Raw genomic sequence first — 17,517 nt, 5'->3', positions numbered from 1 at the left:
GACCAGCCTCAGACCCTGACTCCGAGGATGGCGTCGAGGGCGCGGGAGAGCACCCCCGCGGCGGAGCTGCTCGTGCCGCCGCGGGTCAGGGTCTGCCGGGCCCACGCGTCAACGGCAGCCAGTGCGCCCGGGGTGTCGAGGTCCTCGGCCACCCGCGCGCGGATCGCCTCGACGGCGTCCGTGGAGTCGGGTGCCGTGTTGACCGAGAGGGCGGCGCGCCAGGTCTCCAGCCGCTCCTGGGCCGCCTCCAGCACGGAGTCGGTCCACGACCACTCCGTGCGGTAGTGCTGGGCAAGCAGCGCCAGACGGATGGCCATCGGGTCGACGCCGTCGGCGCGCAGCGTGGAGACGAGCACGAGGTTGCCCTTGGACTTGCTCATCTTCTGGCCGTCCAGACCCACCATCGCCTGGTGGGTGTAGGTCCGTGCGAAGGGCCGCTCGTCGGTCAGCACCACGGCCTGGGTCGCGCTCATCTCGTGGTGGGGGAAGATCAGGTCCGTCCCCCCACCCTGGATGTCGAAGGCCATGCCCAGGTGCTCCAGCGCGATCGCGGTGCACTCGACGTGCCAGCCGGGCCGACCGTCGGGCAGACCCTCGACCGTCCAGGACGGTTCACCCTCGCGAGCGGCCCGCCACAGAAGGGGGTCGAGCTCGTCGCGCTTGCCGACCCGATCGGGGTCGCCGCCACGGTCGGCAAAGACCGCGAGCATCTCCTCGCGGTTCCAGTTGGACACAGCGCCGAAGCCGGCGTCCGCCGAGATGTCGAGGTAGAGGTCGTCTCCGTCGGACTCCGCGGTGTCGACCGGGTAGGCAGCTCCCCGCTCGAGCAGTGCGCGGACGGCGGCTCCCACGGGTTCGATGCTCTCGACGACACCCACGTAGTGGTCTGGAGGGATGACCGCCAGCGCGGTCATGTCCTCGCGGAACAGCGAGATCTCCAGCGCGGCAAGGTCTTCCCACTTGATCCCGTCGCGCGTCGCTCGCTCGAGAAGCGGGTCGTCGACGTCGGTGATGTTCTGGACGTACTCGACGTCGTGCCCCGCGTCACGCAGTGCGCGACCGAGGATGTCGAACGTGACGTACGTGGCGGCGTGCCCCATGTGGGTGGCGTCGTAGGGCGTGATCCCGCAGACGTACATCCGCGCGGTCGGCCCGGGAGTGATGGCGCGGACCGCGCCGGTCGCGGAGTCGAAGACCTGCACGGGGTGGCCGGTGCCGGGCACGGTGGGGAGGAAGGGCGTGGGCCAGGAGATCACAGCGGAAGCCTACGGGGGCCCTTCACAGCGGCGGCCACGGGATGGCCGGCCACTCGCCGGTGGGCAGTGGGTATGCCGCCTCGGCGAGCAGCGCCGCGCAGCGGGCCTCCAGGGCGGAGAGCTCGGCCGTGGTCAGCAGTCCTGACAGGCCGCCGTGCAGCGACGACGTCGCGTCACCCAGGGCGTCGCGCACGGTCGTGATCCGGGACAGGTCGGCTGAGGACAGCGGCTGACCAGCGAAGCCCCAGAGCACGGTCCGCAGCTTGTCGTCCTGGTGCAGGCTCACGCCGTGGTCGAACCCTCGCAGGCGCTCGCCCTCACGGACGAGGTGCGAGCCCTTGCGGTCGGAGTTGTTGATCACCGCGTCGAAGGCCGCGACTCCCCGGACGTCCGTGCTGTCCTCGTGCACGACCACGACCGGCCGGCCACGCTCGTCCTGTCCGCGGAGCACAGCCAGCCATCCCTTCGGAACGGCGTCGGGCGCCACGACGTCGACGACGTACTCCGGCTGGGTCTGCGGGTCGCCGACCCACCGCTGCACCGATCCGGGACCACGGGGTCCGTCGCGCAGCACGGTCTCTGGCACCACGTCCCACCCACCCTCGGCGCTGACCAGGTGGGCAGCCACCTCGCGGGCCGCCAGCGACCCGTCAGGGAAGTCCCAGAGAGGTCGCTCGCCCTCGATCGGCTTGTAGATGGCCAGCGGTCCCTCGTCGTCGCCGAGTCGCACGAGCAGGGCGAGGTTGGAGGCGTCGGCCAACGCCCCGAGCACCACCAGGTCTGCGCGCGTCAGGAGGTCGAGGGTGACCCGTGCGCCGCCTGCTGGCTGGGTCAGCGCTTGTAGCCGTTCGCGCGGGGGCAGATGTGCCCCTCTGGTTCGAGCGGGCCACCGCAGAACGGGCAGGGCGGGCGACCGGCGGACACGACCGACTGGGCCCGGCGCGCGAACGCCCGAGCCCTCGACGGGGAGAGCACCACCCGCACCTGTCGAGGTTCCTCGGTGAGGACCTCCGGGTCGACGGCAGCCTCGGGGTCGTCGGGGTCTCGGTCGAGGCACTCGATCACCACGACGTGCCGGGTGTCGTCCCAGGCCAGGCTCAGCGCAGTGACACGGAACTCGTCCTCGATCGGGGTGTCGAGCGGTGCGTTGTCGACGACCTCGGCCGCGGCGTGGTCGCCACCCTCCCCCGCTGCATAGCTGTCGAGCAGGTCGTTGATGCGGTCGGCGAGGACCGACACCTGCTGCTTCTCCAGCGAGACGCTGGTCAGTCGACGTCCCTCGCTGGCCTGGAGGAAGAAGGTGCGCTGCCCCGGCGGGCCGACGGTGCCGGCGACGAACCGGTCCGGTGGATCAAACTCGACGAGCCCCATGGCGAAACTCTAACCGGCTCCCCCGCCGACGGTTGCGTCGCCCGCGACCGGCGCATCGGGTGTCGGCTGGAACCGGGTCAGGTCGGGGGTCAGGTCGTTTGCCGTCAGCAGGAACGTGTGTCGACCGCCGTACCGCACCGCCGAGACCGAGGCGGGGTCTGCTGTGTAGCTCTGGAACCGGGCCAGACCGGACCCGGTCGCGTCGGCTAGGACCGCCTTGAGGAGGTCACCGTGGGTCACGGCGACCCACAGCATGGAGCCTCCCGACGCCTCGCCGACCTCCCGGTCGTGGCGCCTGACGGCCGCCACGACGCGGTCACTCATGGCGCGAAGGCTCTCGCCGGCATACCGGTCGTCGTCCGGGAACCGGGCCGTCTCCGGGGCGTCCTGGACGGCTTTCCACAACGCCTCCTTGGCCAGCTCACCGAGCGGCCGGCCTGTCCACGCCCCGTAACCGCACTCCTGGAGGTCGTCGTCGACGGTGACCTCGACGCCCACCGCCGCGGCGATGGGCGTCGCAGTCTCGAGGCAGCGTTCGAGCGGACTGCTCACCACCCGCGCGACGGGCAGCCCGCGGAACCGTTCCGCGAGGAGGCTGGCCTGCTCGCGACCCCGGTCGGTGAGGTGGATGCCGGGCAGCCGGCCGGCGAGGATGCCCTCACCGTTGGCGCTGGAGTGGCCGTGACGGACCAGCAGGACGGTGGGCACCTGCGCACTCTACGGCGCGCTGCTCGCTCGCTCGTCCGCGACGTGGTGAAGTAGGGCCGTGATCGTCGACCAAGCCATCTACCGCCAGGGCCAACGGCTGCCGTGCGGCGACCTCAGCGACGCGCTGGAGGAGCTACGCGGTGGGGACGACCCCCACGCCTTCCTCTGGATCGGGCTCAAGAACCCCACCGACGCGGAGTTCGACCTCGTCAACGACGAGCTCAAGCTGCACCCGCTGGCCGTGGAGGACGCGGTCAAGGGCAACCAGCGACCCAAGGTGGAGCTCTACGACAACACGATCTTCGTGGTGATGAAGACGTTGCGCTACATCGAGGAGACCTCCGACATCGAGACCGGCGAGGTGATGCTCTTCGTCGGCGACAGGTTCGTGGTGACCGTCCGGAGGGGCGAGGCGAACCCGCTGGCGGGGGTGCGGCAGGGGCTCGAGGCCAACACCGAGACGCTGCGCCACGGAGAGATCGCGGTGGTCCACGCGGTGATGGACAGCATCATCGACAACTACGTCTCCATCGACGCCGAGCTGCAGAAGGACCTCGAAGAGATCGAGGCCGCCGTCTTCTCGGGGTCCAGGTCCGCGAGCTCGACGACGATCTACCAGCTCAAGCGTGAGGTGCTGGAGTTCCGTCGCGCGGCGGTCCCCCTGGCCGCGCCGCTGCGGATGCTCCACGACGGGTCGCGGTCACCGTTGCCCCACAAGGAGGTCAGGCTGCTGTTCCGTGACGTCGCGGACCACCTCCTGCGCGTGATCGACCACGTCGAGTCCTACGACCGGCTGCTCACCGACATCCTCAACGCCCACCTCGCGCAGATCAGCGTCCAGCAGAACAGCGACATGCGGAAGATCTCGGCCTGGGTCGCGATCGCGGCCGTGCCCACGATGATCGCGGGCGTCTACGGCATGAACTTCGACAACATGCCCGAACTCCGGTGGCAGTACGGCTACTACCTCGTGCTGGTCGTCATGGCGTCGGCCTGCGTGGGCCTCTACCGCGCGTTCCGCAAGTCGGGCTGGCTCTGACCCCACCGGTGGCGCTGACGGGGCCTTGACCACGACGCCCTCGTGCCTCAGGTGGCGGTCATCCAACCAGCGGCCAGGACGACGAGGAGCACGAGGCCCAGGGCGACGCGGTACCAGACGAAGGCCGTGATCTTGTTGCTGCTGACGAACTTCAGCAACCACGCGATCGAGGCGTAGGCCACGACGAAGGACACCACGACGCCGAGGATGATCGGGCCGATGCCGAGCAGCTTGAGGTGGTCGGTCTCGCTGAGCAGCTCGAAGATGCCCGCAGCCGTCAGGGCCGGGATCGCCATGAAGAACGACAGCCGCGTGGCCGTCAGCCGGTCCAGCCCGCGGAACAACCCGGCGGAGATGGTCGCGCCCGACCGCGAGACGCCGGGGACGAGGGAAGCGCACTGCACCAGGCCGATGACCACACCGTCGACGAGGGTGACCTGTCCCTCGCCGCGCTCGACCCCCTGGCGGGTGAGCATCGTGTGGCGGGTCTCGGCGAGCCACATCACGGCACTCCAGGCAATGAGGGCCACCGCGACCACCCACAGGCTGCGCAGGCCGCCGCTGATCAGGTCCTTGGCCGCGAAGCCGACGATGCCCACGGGGATGGACCCGACGATCACGGCCCAGGCCAGCTGGTAGTCGTGGTGGGCCCGGGCCGGAGCGCTCACCAGGCCGGACACCCACGCCACGAGCAACCGGACGATGTCCTTGCCGAAGTAGAGCAGCGTGGCGACGATCGCCCCGAGCTGGATCACCGCGGTGTAGGCGGTCACCCCCGGGTCGTCGACCGTCAGGCCGAGCAGCTTCTCGGTGATCGTCAGGTGTCCGGTGGAGGAGACCGGGAGGAACTCGGTCAGCCCCTCCACGATGCCGAGGATGAGGGCGTCGAGATAGCTCAGGGTCAACGGTCTGCTTTCGGGGTAGTGAGGCGGTCAGGCCTGAGGAGGAAGCGGTGCGGCGCCGAGGTCACGGGCCAGTCTCCCCCATCAGCTCCGCCATCGTTCGCACGACATGCAGCCGGTCCTCGAGCCCTCCGGCAAAGGGTGCGATCGACAGCGTGCCGACCCCGGCGTCGGCGTAGCGCGCCAGCCGGTCCCGGATGCGGTCGCGGGGGCCGATGAGGGCGGTGGCGTCGATGAACTCGAAGGGCACCGCGGCTGCGGCATCACGGTGCTGCCTGGCCAGAAAGAGGTCCTGCACCCGCGCCGCCGCCTCCTCGAACCCCATCCGCACCGCCAGCTGGTTGTAGAAGTTCTGCTCCCGCGAACCCATCCCACCGATGTAGAGGGCCGCGTAGGGACGGATCGCGTCTGCGGCGGCCTCGACGTCGTCGGCGATCACGACGGGCACCGACGGAGCGATGTCGAAACCCTCGAGGGGGTTGTCGTCGGTCCCCCGGCCGGCACGCCTGCGGCCAGTGACCACGGACTGCACCAGGTCGCCGGAGTGCTCGGGGCTGAAGAAGATCGCGTGCCACCCGTCGGCCACCTCACCTGCGAGCTCCAGGTTCTTGGGCCCCACAGCCGCGAGGTAGATCGGGAGATCTGGACGCGGCGGGTGGATCGTCAGCTTGAGGGCCTTGCCGGGGCCGTCGGCCACCGGGAGCGTGAAGTGCTTCCCGGCATACGCCAGGCTCTCCCGTCGCAGGGCCATCCGCACGATGTCGACGTACTCGCGCGTCCGCCCGAGCGGCGCCCCGAACGGGACACCGTGCCACCCTTCGCTGACCTGGGGACCACTGACGCCCAGGCCCAGGCGGAAGCGGCCCTTGGACAGGGTGTCGAGCGTGGCCGCGGTCATCGCCGTCATGGCCGGCGTCCGCGCCGGGATCTGCATCACTGCCGCACCGAGGTCGATCCGCTCGGTGAGGGCGCCGATCCACGACAACACGGTGGGGACGTCCGAGCCGTACGCCTCGGCAGCCCACGCCACGGCATACCCGAGCCGATCGGCCTCCTGCGCGACCGCCACGTTGTCCTGGTCCACGCCCATGCCGAAGTAGCCGAGGTTCACACCGAGTTCCATGGGTGCGAGGTTAGCGGCGAGTGCGCCGCGTCAGCCGGGCGGCGGCCGACTACCGTACGGGACCATGCGCCAGCGACGAATGGGCACCTCCGGACTGTCGGTGTCCCGCCTTGCCCTCGGGACGATGACGTGGGGCCGGACCACGGACGAGGAAGGCGCACGCGAGCAGCTGCGCACGTTCCTCGATGCCGGGGGGAACCTCGTCGACACCGCACACGGCTACTCCGACGGCGCCTCCGAGGAGATCATCGGCCGCCTCATCGACGACGACGTCCAGCGGGAGGACCTGGTCATCTGCACCAAGTCCGGCATCTCCCGCCGCTCCGGCAACCGCGTCGTGGACACCTCTCGGCACAGCCTGCTCAGCCAGCTGGACACCTCACTCGAACGGCTCGGGACCGACCATGTGGACCTCTGGCTGGTCCACACCTGGTCGGACGAGGCGCCACTGACCGAGACGTTGTCGGCGCTGGAATGGGCCGTCAACACCGGGCGTGCGCGCTATGTCGGTGTGTCGAACTTCAGTGGCTGGCAGGCGGCCCGGGCGATGTCGCTGCTGGAGCAGGCGCGAGTCCCCTTGGTGGCCAACGAGATCGAGTACTCCCTTGCCAACCGCAGCGCCGAGCCCGACCTGCTGGCCGCCGCACAGGCCCTGGGGTTCGGGCTGCTCCCATGGTCGCCGCTGGGCCGGGGCGTGCTGACCGGCAAGTACCGCAACGGGGTGCCCGCAGACTCCAGAGCAGCCTCGCGGGACTTCCCCCGGTTCACGGCCCGCTACCTCGATGACCGCAGCACCGGGATCGTCGAGGCGCTCGCCATCGCCGCCAAGGGGCTGGAGGTCAGCCTGGCCGAGGTCGCCCTGGCCTGGGTGCGAGACCGGCCGGGCGTGGTCAGCCCCGTTGTCGGCGCCCGGACCACGGCACAGCTGCGCACCTCGCTCGCCAGCGAGTCCCTCGAGCTCCCCGACGAGCTGGTGGCCGCGTTGGACGAGATCTCAGCCTGAGGCGTCAGGACTCGTCGTAGTCCGCGTCGTCCAGTCCTGAGTAGACACCGCCGTCGCCGTCCTCGTCGGGATGGTCGTCCAGCTCCTCGTCGTCGTCCTCGTCGTCTTCGGCATCTTCGTCATCGTCGTCGTCGTCGTCGCCGTCATAGATGTCGAGCGGCGTCATCTCGCCGTACGCCTGCAGGAGGGCGTCGTCGTAGGTCGCGAACGCGTCGGCCAGGTCGTCGTAGGCTGCGATGACCGTTGGGTCTTCCTCGCCCCGCTTGGATGCCGATGCCTCGAGGTGCCGCTCGAAGGCGGTCATGAGGTTGGCCAGCGCGCCACGCGGGTCTGCGGTCATGGCTCGACGGTATCGGGTTCTACGGCAAAATGGCGGACGATGGTTGAGTACGAGTACCGCGTGGTGAGCTTCACCCGAACAGATTCGCGATCCGACATTCGCCGGACGCTGACCGAGCACGCCGAGTACGGCCACTGGGAGCTGCACCGCACCCGGATCTACCTCGGTGGTCTGCAACGGACCTGGTTGCGCCGCAAGATCATCCGGGCGCCGCGCCCCATCTGACGAGGGATGGCGGGAGTCGGTGCCGACCTCCGGTCAGGCGTTGTTCGTGCCCGCTGCCCGGTAGTCGACGAGCCCGTGGGCCTTGCGCAGAAAGGCGATCCCGAGGGCGATCAAGCCGCTGGCCAGCAGCACGGTGGGTGCGAGGTCGGCGCCCGTGAACGCGAGCAACCCCGAGACACCAACCCTCGCTGCGCTCCCCGTCGGGTTGGCTGACGTGGCGGCCGCGCTGGTGGTGCCGCCGGTGGATCCCTGGGAGGTGCCGACTGACGCTCCGGCCGGGCAGGGCACGAGCAAGCGTTCCACGGGCAGCCCCACAGCCCTGAGCTCGTCGAGGAGGTTGCGGTCGAGCACGACGATCGTGGTGCGGGCCGGCACACCGGCGCGGGTCAGCCGTACGCACGCCCCCAGCAGGTTCCGCACGGTGACGTCCGCGCCCACGACGGTGTCACCGTCCGCAGCGGGTGCTGCGCCGACGCGCGCGGCCGAGGAGCTGGCCGCCGGTGACGACGTGCTCGTCCCCGGCGCGGTGCGAGCCGGGGTGCTCCGCTGTGGAGCGCTGCCGGACCCCTTCCCCGAAGGACTCTCCAGGGCACCCTTGACGGCGCCGATGACCTGGGTCACCGGCGTGGTCGGGCCGGAAGGTGGCGGCGCCGGCACGAGGCTGGTCGCGGTGCCGACCACCGCGCCAACGGGGTCAGGCACCACCTGGGGGGCAGCATGGGCGCCACCCTCACCGAGGAGAACCACCCCTCCCGCGAGGGCCAGGACCGCGCCGAGCCGAGCAACGCCACTGATCCGTTGACCAGTCCCCATGACCGTCCGCCCTTCGCGTGTGTCCACTACGGACTGCTCAACGACGGGCCGGACCGCGGGGATACGGCTGCAGCAGGGATTTGTGCGCGGTCAGCAGGTGGCGATGAAGCGCTGGAGCACCTTGGTCCCGAACTCGAGCGCCGAGACCGGCACCCGCTCGTCGATGCCGTGGAACATGGGCGCGAAGTCGAGGTCAGCCGGCAGCTGGAGAGGGGCGAACCCGTACCCCGTGATGCCGAGGGTGCTCAGCGCCTTGTTGTCGGTCCCCCCGGACAGGCAGTAGGGCAGCACCTCGGCACCGGGATCCTCGGCGAGCAGGGCCGCCTTCATCGCCTCGACGAGCGGCCCTTCGAAGGGGGCGTCGAGCGCGATGTCACGGTGCACGACCTCGACCTCCACGTGCTCACCCGCGAGTTCCCGGATGGTGTCGAGGAGGTCGTCGTCGTGGCCCGGGAGGAACCGGCAGTCGAGCGAGGCGCAGGCGCTCTGCGGGATGACGTTGTGCTTGTACCCCGCCTCGGCCATGGTGAAGTTGGCGGTGTCCTGCAGCGTCCCCCTCACGAATCCCTGGGCACCCCCGAGGTGGTCGAGCAGGTCGTCGAGGTCCTCGTCGGAGTAGGACGTGCCGGTGACGGCGGAAAGGCCGTCCAGGAGCTCGCGCACCGAGGCGATGTACTCCCGTGGCCACTTGTGCTCGTTGATGCGGGTGATGGCTTCGGCCAGGCGCACCAGGGCGTTCTCGTCGTTGGGCACCGAACCATGACCGGCCCGTCCGCGGGCGGTGAGGCGAAGCCACAGGATGCCCTTCTCTGCGGTCTGGACCAGGTAGGCCCGGGTTTCGCCTCCGGCGGTCGGCACCGTGACGCTGTAGCCACCGACCTCCGAGACCGCTTCCGACACGCCCTCGAAGAGCTCCGGGTGGTGGTCGACCACGTAGTGGCTCCCCTTGACACCTCCGGCCTCCTCGTCGGCGAAGAAGGCGAACACGATGTCCCGCGGCGGTTTGGCACCGCGGCGGGCCAGGTCGCGGATGTTGGCCAGGATCATGGCGTCCATGTCCTTCATGTCGACAGCGCCGCGGCCCCAGATGCAGCCGTCCCTCAGCTCGGCCGCGAGCGGGTCGACCTGCCAGTCGGCGGCGTTGGCGGGTACGACGTCCAGGTGACCGTGGATGCACAGGGCCGGGCGGTCGCGGTCCTCGCCCTCGATCCGGACCACGACGCTGGTGCGTCCGGGGTCGCTCTCGATGACGGTGGGTTCGAGGCCGACCTCGCGGAGCTGGGCCACGACGTACTCGGCGGCCTCGCGCTCGCCGGGTCCGGAGCCATCGCCGTAGTTGGTGCTGTCGATCCGGATCAGGTCACGACACAGCCGCACGACCTCGTCGACGGGAGTGGTGGCGGACTCGGTGACCTCGCTCATGCCGTCCAGACTAAGGGCGTTGGGTATGCAACGCGGCCGGTCGTTCCACGGGATCCGTTGGGGGCTGGGCCGTTTGGGAGATGCGGTGTGCTGCGTGCTATCGTTCCGGGTCGCAGCAGGCGCTCCCCAAAGGGCCTGCTCAGCACCTTGTCCGGGTGGCGGAATGGCAGACGCGCTAGCTTGAGGTGCTAGTGCCCTTAACGGGCGTGGGGGTTCAAGTCCCCCTCCGGACACCACATGGAACGACCCCGACACGCGTCATCGTCGGGGTCGTTCTTCGCGTCAGAAGTCCACGCCGTAAATCGGGAGCATGAGCGGTGCACGCTGCGTGCTCCGCTTGGCCTCTGCCAAGAGGGCCGGGACGTCGCCGTTGAACCGGTTGACGCCCAAGGCCATGCAGACGAGCATCATCTCGACCGACCTCAGCGGCTGTGTCCACTTCAGCAGGACCGCGGCGGGAAGCGTGTGACGCATGGCCTCGATCTGGGAGAAGGTCGCGCGGTCGCCGCGGAACGAGCCCCCTTGGACGAGCACCGCCCCCGCCGCGCCGAGCAGCGCCGTGCACGCGGTCAGCTGGTCCTTGGAGGCGTCCGTCGTGTCGATCAGGGCGCGCACCTTGCCGGCCTGCGGCGTCACGGCCTCCACGACCGCGTCGATCTGCTCGGCAATCAGGTGCAGGCAGTCGTTCTCGCGCCCGGGTGCGACGACCAAGGCGACCTCTGAGGCGCCGAGGGACACCAGTTCCATGGCTTCGGCAGCGAGGTCGACCGGGTCATGGAACTGCGACGGCCTGTCATGAAAGGCAAGAGCCGTCACGGGCGTTGCTCCGCTCCCAGTGAGTCGGCGGGCCGCGGTGGCCAGGTGCTCGGGACGACACAGGACCGCGGCAAGCCCGACCTCGGCGGCATAGTCGCATCCCCGTCGAAGTTCCCCATGGTCGACTTCAGGGCCGTGCAGCCGGTGTTCCAGCGCCCCCGCGAGTGACTCGCGGGTCACCACCTCGCGTTCGAGCTGGATCCGCGTCCGAAGCCACGCTGTGTCCAGTGCGAGCACGCGTCACCCTTCCTCCGGGGGGCCCAGGAACGGTTTCGCCTACCGCCGTTTCACGGGGTTTGTCCCCGAATGTACCGGTCAAGCGGGTGTGGATGCGCGCTGGGCGTCCACCGGGGTCAGCTCGCCTCGCTCAGCAGGGCGGTCTGCATCAGCGCGAGGTGCGTCAGTCGTCGCTGCCGGGCATCGCCGGTGTTCCGACCCCGCACGAGCCGGCGACGCAGCTCGTTGACCAGCTCCTGGTTCGACACGAACCGCAGGACGAACGTGGGCTCACCCTCCTGGTTCTTCGGCAGCCCACACGCGATCCCGGCCGCCACCACCAGCTGACGGTAGGGCAGGTCAAGGGCTTTCGAGAGCCGCGAGAGCGTCGACTCGTCGGGCATGGCGGACAGCTGCTCCGGGCCGACCAGGTTGACGACGACCTCCGGGCTCAGGCCGCTCTCGAACGTGAACTGCGAGACGGACCACCCCTTCTCGCGCAGCCGCTCTTCGATGACGATGCCGAGTTCATTTGCCATGGACGCTCCCCGCGTGAGCCGAATTGGAAGGGTTTCTTCCTTCTGGATGTGAAGAGGAAACCATGATGATTTGGGCTGCGTTCGGTAAACAGCAGAACAACTCATTAAAGGTTTGGTAAAGACGTTTGCATGGGGTTGAAGGCGCGCAAGGCTGGTAGCGGCGCGCCCCCCACCGGGTCGGCCCTGCTGTGTCCGGCGACCTGCCGTGGCAGTGGACCAACGGCACCCATCGTGGGAGTTCGCATGCATCTCCGCAACGCAGCACCTGCCGTCCTCGCCACCGTCGTCGCAGCCGCGGCGATCGTCGCCGCAAGTCCCGCCCAGGCGGCCAAGCCGGTCAAGCCGACACCGGTTCCGTCGCACACGACGACCGTGGTGGGCACCGACCCGTTCGCTGCGGCACAACCCACCGCCTCGGGTCACCTCATCCGCGACCTCGGCCTCGACGGCGGGAGGCTCTACGTCGCCTACGGCGACTACGACGCGAACACCGGACCACAGCAGGTGCACACGTTCGACCCCGCGACCAAGGCGTTCTCGGGGAGCCAGCTCGAGGTGCCGAGCGAGGAGATCAGCGTCTACCGCAAGGTCAGTGGCAAGCTCTACGCGCCGATGACGGACCCGCGCGTTCCGTGGACCTCCAACGTCGGGTACGCGACCAACGCCACCGGTGCGTGGACCAACCAGATGAAGGCCCCCGCAGTTCACGTCTACGACGTCGCCACCCTGACCGGGAACGACCTGTGGATGGTCGGTTCGGTCGGGCAGTACGACCCCGCGGTGGCGGGCGGCGGGGCGGGTGCCTACCGGTCGACCGACGGGGGCCAGACCTGGCAGCTGGTCGCCAAGGACACCTCGGCCGTCGAGAACGGGTACGAGCGCTACTACTGGGCGGCCGCCATCAACGGCACGATGTACCTCCAGGCCAGCGGTGTCACGGGAGGTACGCCCCTGCGCGCCTTCAACGGGGTCACCTGGTCGACCGTCTCCCCCGGGTCCGTCGACCGGCCGTGCGGGACCGTGGCTGCCAACCGGGTCGAGGTCTTCAAGAACAAGATCGTCTGCGCGGGAGGCTCGTCCTACGGCGTCACCACGTTCAACGGGGTGAGCGCGGTGACCGCCGCGATCGGGGGACTCTCCGACCTGGCCGTCCCGGGTGACGGCTACATCTACGCCCTGACCTCCGCCGGCCTGTACCGCAGCCTCGACGGCAGCTCGTGGACCGCGCTCAGCACGGCACCCACCGGCGCCCAGTCCGTGGCCGTGGTCAACGGCAGCGTCTACCTGGGTATGAGCGACTCCACCATCGTGAAGGTCAACAACCTGACGGTCACTCCGGCAAGCTGACCTCGCGCTCAGCACCGCGGGTTCCGAGAGGTTGACCCCCGCCTCGTCCGTTCGGCCCTTCCATGGGGTGAACTCGGCCGATCCGCGGCGCGTCCGTGCACGGCATACCTGACGGGCTTCTACCGTCGAAGACGTGAGCACGCACACCATCCACCGCAGCACCAGCCACCACCCGCGCGTCCTGCGCGGAGCGCGGGGCTGGATCTGGGTCTGCGAGTGCGGTGGCGCATCGTGCCGGACGCCGGCACAGGCCCCGCTGGCCTGGCGTTCGGCCCTCATCGCCGCGTTGCTCCACTCGTCCACCGTCGCCCCCTGACGGGGCCCCGACACGCGGCTCCCCCACACGCGTCCCCACGCGAGGAGGGCTGACGGGCTAGAGCCAGGTGTGCACCCGCACGGTCGTCCCGGTGTCGCACGACCGCAGCTGCACGAGGTCGCAGAGCTGGTTGACCATCCACAGCCCGCGGCCGTCCGGCTCCTCGGTGCTCGGGGCGAGTCGCCCGGTCAGGGGGTCCGCCACGACACCGCGGTCGGTGACCTCGCACACCAAGGCCTCCGGCGTGCGCCACAGTCGCAGGGTGCCGCCGTTGCCGTGCACGACCGAGTTGACACCCAGCTCGTGGAGCGCGAGCCCGAGGTCCTCGGCTCGTTCCTGCGGGACTCCGCAGACGCGAGCCACGTGGAGGGCCAGGTCGCGGACGGACCGCAGGGTCTCGTGCGTGATGGTCCGGACGATGCTCGTGACCGGCGGATCCGGGAGCGGCGTCGCAAAGGCCAACGCACCCTGCTCGCCTCCCGCGTAGGACTCGTTCGCCGTCGGCGTGCCATTCGGCTGCGCCACCCACGGGTGCGAGTGCAGGGCGACGTCGACGACCTCATCAGGCAGCGCCCCGACCTCGTAGGGGCAGCGCAACCACAACGGCGCCGACGCCGGGATGGCGTCGTTGAGCAGGGCCTCGTGCAGCTGGCACTCGCTGACCTCGACACTCGACCGCCCCGCCCAGAGGGGTTCACCAACCCCACGCGAGGGTCGGTCCCCCGACTCGGTCACGAACTGGACCCACGCCGCGATGATCCGTGCAGGGTTGGCGCCGAGGTGTTCCATGGCGGCGAAGTCCACGTGCCTGGCCTCGTCGCCGAGGGCCGCCCGGACCGCCTGCAGGCGAGGTGCGGGGAGCGCCACGAGGACGCGTTCGCCAGCCAGCAGCCCCCCGCGCACGAAGTCGACGGTGTCGTGGACGAACGCATCCGGACGCGACCAGAACATCACGTCATGGACGTAGCCGTTGCTGGCGCGCGCTTCCCCCACGGCGAGGGAGGAAGGTGTCATGCCCATGAGAGCTCCGTGCGCGCGGCCGACCGGGACGCAGCACCCGGACTCACGCAAAGGGTACGCCTCCACGCACGCCGACGGTGCAAGTCCGGAAAACCTGCTGAACAGCGAAAACGTGTCATCGCCATGGCGCATCTGGGAAGGTGGGCGGTGGCGGCCTGACGTCGCCGTCACACGCGATGGACCACTGCGTGAGGGACCAACCAGGAGGACCAGATGAAGATCGGCATTCCGCGCGAGGTCAAGAACAACGAGTACCGCGTGGCCATCACCCCATCGGGTGTGCACGAGCTCGTCGTCAACGGCCACGAGGTCTTCGTCGAGAAGGAGGCGGGGGTCGGTTCCTCCATCCTCGACGAGGACTACATCGCCGCGGGTGCGACGATCCTCGGCACCGCGGACGACGTCTGGGGCACCGGTGACCTGATCCTCAAGGTCAAGGAGCCGATCGAGCCGGAGTACCACCGGATGCGCGAGGGCCAGACCCTCTTCACCTACCTGCACCTCGCCGCCGACCAGCCCCTCACTGAAGAGCTCGTCAAGCGCAAGGTCACCGGTATCGCCTACGAGACCGTGGAGCTTCCGGACCGTTCGCTGCCGCTGCTCGCCCCGATGTCCGAGGTCGCCGGCAGGCTGGCTCCCCAGGTCGGCGCTCAGACCCTGATGCGCGCCCAGGGCGGCCGTGGCGTCCTCATGGGCGGGGTCAGCGGGGTGTATGCCGCAAAGGTGGTTGTCATCGGCGCCGGGGTCTCCGGCATGAACGCCGCCGCGATCGCCCTGGGCATGCAGGCCGAGGTGCTGCTGCTCGACCGCGACATCGCCAAGCTGAGGCACGCGGACGCCATCTACCAGGGGCACTGCCAGACCGTCGCCTCCAACGCCTACGAGGTGGAGCGGGCCATCATCGACGCGGACCTGGTCATCGGCGCGGTGCTGGTCCCCGGTGCCAAGGCACCCAAGCTGGTCACCAACGAGCAGGTCTCCCGGATGAAGCCGGGCTCGGTGCTCGTCGACATCTCGATCGACCAGGGCGGTTGCTTCGAGGACTCGCGGCCGACCACGCACGCCGACCCCACCTACGAGGTGCACAACTCGGTCTTCTACTGCGTGGCGAACATGCCGGGCGCGGTGCCCCACACGAGCACCTATGCCCTCACCAACGTCACCCTCCCGTATGCCGTGCAGCTCGCCAACCAGGGATGGCGCGACGCGCTGAGGGCCAACGGGCCCCTCGCCCTGGGGCTCAACACGCACGACGGAGCAGTGACGTACGCACCCGTTGCCGAGGCCCACGGCTTCGAGTCCGTCGACCTGAAGACCGTGCTGGCCGGCTGATCCCCTCCGCTGTCGGCGGGCGAGACTAGCGTGGGTCCGTGCTCCTCGCTGACGTCGTCGCCGCCTCGCGTGCTGCCACTGAGACGCGGTCCCGGCTGGCCAAGACGGCAGCCGTGGCCGACGCGCTGCGTGCGGCCGGCCCACACGACGCGGCGACGGTCGCGGCATACCTCTCGGGGGTGCTGCCGCAGCGACGCGTGGGGGTGAGCTGGCGCGGGCTGTCCGCCCTCCCCGAGCCGGCGCCTTCGGCCACCATCACGGTGGCGGAGGTCGACGCCGCCCTCACCACGATCGGCGCCATCTCGGGCTCGGGGTCGGGGGCCACCAGGGCAGCCGCGGTGGGGGCCCTGTTCGCCCGGCTGACCGCACCCGAGCAGGACTACCTCCGAGCGCTGGTGACCGGGCAGGTGAGGCAGGGCGCTCTCGACGGCGTGATGCTGGCGGCGATCGCGTCGGCCTCCGCGCTGCCGGAGGCCGACGTCAGGCGCGCGGTGATGCTGGCAGGGCATGCCGGGCCGGTTGCCGCGGCGGCCCTGACCGGGGGCGCCGACGCGCTGGCCGCGATCCACCTCGAGGTCGGTCGACCGCTGCGACCGATGCTCGCGGCGTCGGCCCCGGACATCGACGCCGCGTGGGAGCAGGTGGGTGACACCATCGAGGGGGTCGTGGTCGACGGCAAGCTCGACGGCATCCGGCTCCAGGCACACCGCAACGGCGACGAGGTGCGCCTGTTCACGCGCTCGCTCGACGACATCACCGATCGACTACCTGAGGTGGTCGAGGCAGTCCTCGCACTGGACGTCGAGACCGTCGTCATCGACGGCGAGGCCATCGCGCTCGACGCCGCAGGGCGACCCCGCCCGTTCCAGGAAACAGCGTCCCGCACGATGAGCAGCACCGGTGTACCCGAGCTGAGGGCCCGGGTGCCGGTCACCCCGTACTTCTTCGACCTGCTCCATGTCGACGGCGAGGACCTGCTCGAGCTGCCGGCCTCGGTTCGGTTCGCCCGGCTCGCCGAGCTGGTTCCCGGCCCCTCCCTGGTGCCACGGATCACCGCGGCCACGTCCGCAGAGGCAGGGGACTTCTTCGGGCGCCTGGTGGGCGATGGGCACGAGGGCGTCGTGGTCAAGGCCCCGTCAGCGCCCTATGCCGCCGGCCGACGTGGTGCGGGCTGGGTGAAGGTCAAGCCCCGGCACACGCTCGACCTCGTGGTGCTCGCGGTCGAGTGGGGCAGCGGCCGACGCCGTGGGTGGCTGTCCAACATCCACCTCGGTGCCCGCGACCCAGATACGGGCGGACTCGTGATGTTGGGCAAGACTTTGCAGGATCGTTACGAACCCGGCTGGACCATGGTTGGAAAGACCTTCAAGGGAATGACCGACGAGATGCTGGCGTGGCAGACCGAGCGCTTCCTTGCACTCGAGACTCAGCGCGATCGTCACGTCGTCTACGTGAGGCCGGAGCAGGTCGTCGAGATCGCCTTTGACGGCGTCCAGCGGTCAAGTCGTTACCGGGGTGGCGCTGCGCTCCGCTTCGCCAGAGTCGTCCGTTATCGGGATGACAAGGAACCGGACCAAGCCGACACGATCGACATGGTTCGGTCGCATCTGGAAAAGCCGGTGCCCTAATCGGTCGCCCAAGCGGAGCGAACGGACAGCGCAGGACGGCCCTGGGGAGCCTCCGGATGCCGGATTGACGGCGCTCCTGGATGCCAGAACCGAGAGACGCT

19 protein-coding genes and 1 tRNA gene are annotated in these 17,517 nt (G+C 69.8%); 8 read left to right on the top strand and 12 right to left on the bottom strand.

Features of this window, described 5'->3' with window-relative positions; translation table 11 throughout:
- Window positions 1-8: 8 nt before the first annotated feature.
- Genes mshC through AC1DWP_RS02700 form a run of 4 tightly spaced genes read right to left on the bottom strand, consistent with a single transcriptional unit; the run spans window position 9 to window position 3,335 of the window.
- Window positions 9-1,256: a cysteine--1-D-myo-inosityl 2-amino-2-deoxy-alpha-D-glucopyranoside ligase gene (mshC, locus tag AC1DWP_RS02715; protein ID WP_477612904.1), complete on the bottom strand. Its 1,248-nt coding sequence runs from the start codon at window positions 1,254-1,256 to the stop codon at window positions 9-11.
- A 22-nt stretch (window positions 1,257-1,278) separates the two neighbouring features.
- Complete coding sequence (locus AC1DWP_RS02710; RefSeq protein WP_477613422.1) at window positions 1,279-2,049, bottom strand: SCO1664 family protein; 771 nt, start codon at window positions 2,047-2,049, stop codon at window positions 1,279-1,281.
- 38 nt (window positions 2,050-2,087) lie between these two features.
- Complete coding sequence (locus AC1DWP_RS02705) at window positions 2,088-2,627, bottom strand: DUF3090 domain-containing protein (RefSeq protein ID WP_477612903.1); 540 nt, start codon at window positions 2,625-2,627, stop codon at window positions 2,088-2,090.
- A gap of 9 nt (window positions 2,628-2,636) precedes the next feature.
- Complete coding sequence (locus AC1DWP_RS02700; protein ID WP_477612902.1) at window positions 2,637-3,335, bottom strand: MSMEG_4193 family putative phosphomutase; 699 nt, start codon at window positions 3,333-3,335, stop codon at window positions 2,637-2,639.
- Between the two features lie 58 nt (window positions 3,336-3,393).
- Here AC1DWP_RS02700 and corA point away from each other — a divergent pair, with 58 nt between their 5' ends.
- Window positions 3,394-4,374 (top strand): magnesium/cobalt transporter CorA, encoded by a 981-nt coding sequence (gene corA / locus AC1DWP_RS02695; protein WP_477612901.1) that lies wholly within the window; start codon window positions 3,394-3,396, stop codon window positions 4,372-4,374.
- A 47-nt stretch (window positions 4,375-4,421) separates the two neighbouring features.
- Here the strand turns inward: corA and AC1DWP_RS02690 are convergent, their stop codons facing one another.
- Both AC1DWP_RS02690 and AC1DWP_RS02685 read right to left on the bottom strand, forming a co-directional pair.
- Complete coding sequence (locus AC1DWP_RS02690) at window positions 4,422-5,279, bottom strand: undecaprenyl-diphosphate phosphatase (protein WP_477612900.1); 858 nt, start codon at window positions 5,277-5,279, stop codon at window positions 4,422-4,424.
- Between the two features lie 61 nt (window positions 5,280-5,340).
- A complete protein-coding gene (locus AC1DWP_RS02685) occupies window positions 5,341-6,399 on the bottom strand; it encodes an LLM class F420-dependent oxidoreductase (RefSeq protein ID WP_477612899.1) in 1,059 nt (352 codons plus the stop codon).
- Window positions 6,400-6,463: 64 nt separating this feature from the next.
- Between AC1DWP_RS02685 and AC1DWP_RS02680 the strand changes: the two genes are divergently transcribed.
- Window positions 6,464-7,402: an aldo/keto reductase gene (locus AC1DWP_RS02680; protein ID WP_477612898.1), complete on the top strand. Its 939-nt coding sequence runs from the start codon at window positions 6,464-6,466 to the stop codon at window positions 7,400-7,402.
- A gap of 4 nt (window positions 7,403-7,406) precedes the next feature.
- On the opposite strand, the gene AC1DWP_RS02675 is transcribed toward AC1DWP_RS02680, so the two are convergent.
- On the bottom strand, window positions 7,407-7,742 hold the full coding sequence (locus AC1DWP_RS02675) for a hypothetical protein (protein WP_477612897.1): 336 nt from the start codon (window positions 7,740-7,742) through the stop codon (window positions 7,407-7,409).
- A 39-nt stretch (window positions 7,743-7,781) separates the two neighbouring features.
- Here AC1DWP_RS02675 and AC1DWP_RS02670 point away from each other — a divergent pair, with 39 nt between their 5' ends.
- Window positions 7,782-7,967: a DUF5703 family protein gene (locus AC1DWP_RS02670; protein WP_477612896.1), complete on the top strand. Its 186-nt coding sequence runs from the start codon at window positions 7,782-7,784 to the stop codon at window positions 7,965-7,967.
- Between the two features lie 33 nt (window positions 7,968-8,000).
- Here AC1DWP_RS02670 and AC1DWP_RS02665 read toward each other — a convergent pair whose 3' ends face one another.
- Both AC1DWP_RS02665 and AC1DWP_RS02660 read right to left on the bottom strand, forming a co-directional pair.
- Window positions 8,001-8,780, bottom strand: coding sequence for a hypothetical protein (locus AC1DWP_RS02665; RefSeq protein WP_477612895.1), 780 nt, complete (start codon window positions 8,778-8,780; stop codon window positions 8,001-8,003).
- 90 nt (window positions 8,781-8,870) lie between these two features.
- Entirely contained in the window at window positions 8,871-10,202 is a 1,332-nt protein-coding gene (locus tag AC1DWP_RS02660; protein WP_477612894.1) for a M20/M25/M40 family metallo-hydrolase, read from the bottom strand.
- Window positions 10,203-10,351: 149 nt separating this feature from the next.
- On the opposite strand from AC1DWP_RS02660, the gene AC1DWP_RS02655 reads away from it, so the two are divergent.
- Window positions 10,352-10,438, top strand: a tRNA-Leu gene (locus tag AC1DWP_RS02655).
- 46 nt (window positions 10,439-10,484) lie between these two features.
- Here AC1DWP_RS02655 and AC1DWP_RS02650 read toward each other — a convergent pair.
- Together AC1DWP_RS02650 and AC1DWP_RS02645 are read right to left on the bottom strand one after the other, a co-directional pair.
- Window positions 10,485-11,255, bottom strand: a complete 771-nt coding sequence (locus tag AC1DWP_RS02650) for a hypothetical protein (RefSeq protein WP_477612893.1) — start codon at window positions 11,253-11,255, stop codon at window positions 10,485-10,487.
- 116 nt (window positions 11,256-11,371) lie between these two features.
- Window positions 11,372-11,773, bottom strand: a complete 402-nt coding sequence (locus AC1DWP_RS02645) for a hypothetical protein (protein ID WP_477612892.1) — start codon at window positions 11,771-11,773, stop codon at window positions 11,372-11,374.
- Between the two features lie 243 nt (window positions 11,774-12,016).
- On the opposite strand from AC1DWP_RS02645, the gene AC1DWP_RS02640 reads away from it, so the two are divergent.
- Both AC1DWP_RS02640 and AC1DWP_RS02635 read left to right on the top strand, forming a co-directional pair.
- On the top strand, window positions 12,017-13,120 hold the full coding sequence (locus AC1DWP_RS02640; RefSeq protein ID WP_477612891.1) for a beta propeller repeat protein: 1,104 nt from the start codon (window positions 12,017-12,019) through the stop codon (window positions 13,118-13,120).
- Between the two features lie 133 nt (window positions 13,121-13,253).
- Entirely contained in the window at window positions 13,254-13,436 is a 183-nt protein-coding gene (locus tag AC1DWP_RS02635) for a hypothetical protein (protein WP_477612890.1), read from the top strand.
- Window positions 13,437-13,493: 57 nt separating this feature from the next.
- Here the strand turns inward: AC1DWP_RS02635 and AC1DWP_RS02630 are convergent, their stop codons facing one another.
- Window positions 13,494-14,456 (bottom strand): anti-sigma factor RsbA family regulatory protein, encoded by a 963-nt coding sequence (locus AC1DWP_RS02630; RefSeq protein ID WP_477612889.1) that lies wholly within the window; start codon window positions 14,454-14,456, stop codon window positions 13,494-13,496.
- 213 nt (window positions 14,457-14,669) lie between these two features.
- Between AC1DWP_RS02630 and ald the strand changes: the two genes are divergently transcribed.
- Window positions 14,670-15,788 (top strand): alanine dehydrogenase, encoded by a 1,119-nt coding sequence (gene ald / locus AC1DWP_RS02625; RefSeq protein WP_477612888.1) that lies wholly within the window; start codon window positions 14,670-14,672, stop codon window positions 15,786-15,788.
- Between the two features lie 38 nt (window positions 15,789-15,826).
- Window positions 15,827-17,416 (top strand): ATP-dependent DNA ligase, encoded by a 1,590-nt coding sequence (locus tag AC1DWP_RS02620; protein ID WP_477612887.1) that lies wholly within the window; start codon window positions 15,827-15,829, stop codon window positions 17,414-17,416.
- Window positions 17,417-17,517 lie beyond the last annotated feature (101 nt).

The sequence above is a fragment of the Pedococcus sp. P2_F6 genome, from assembly GCF_056403675.1.
This window is presented reverse-complemented; position numbering and strand designations above follow the sequence as displayed.